The organism is Xenorhabdus santafensis, from assembly GCF_033949405.1.
Classification (GTDB): domain Bacteria; phylum Pseudomonadota; class Gammaproteobacteria; order Enterobacterales; family Enterobacteriaceae; genus Xenorhabdus; species Xenorhabdus santafensis.
This window is the reverse complement of sequence record NZ_VCDN01000423.1, coordinates 1-300: the sequence shown is the minus strand read 5'-3', so window position 1 is coordinate 300 and position 300 is coordinate 1. Positions and strand designations below refer to the sequence as shown.

Annotated in this window: 1 pseudogene; it reads right to left on the bottom strand. The window is 39.7% G+C overall.

Features of this window, described 5'->3' with window-relative positions:
• Positions 1–300, bottom strand: a pseudogene (gene atpG / locus FE392_RS22970) (F0F1 ATP synthase subunit gamma); the annotation flags it as partial.

Below are 300 nucleotides of genomic sequence, written 5' to 3'. Positions count from 1 at the left end.
CGAATTACGTTACTTACTGTACGTAATACGTTACTGTTATAACCACCTGCTAGTCCGCGATCAGATGTAATAACGATGTATCCTGTACGCTTTACAGGACGCGCATTTAGCATTGGATGATTAATTCCTTTACTTCCTTGCGCAATGCTCGCTACTACTTCTTGAATCTTTTCCATATACGGAACGAAAGATTTAGCATTTTGTTCTGCACGGTTTAACTTAGATGCAGATACCATCTCCATCGCTTTCGTAATTTGACTCGTTTTCTTTGTCGAGGTAATCTTCGCTTTTATATCGCGT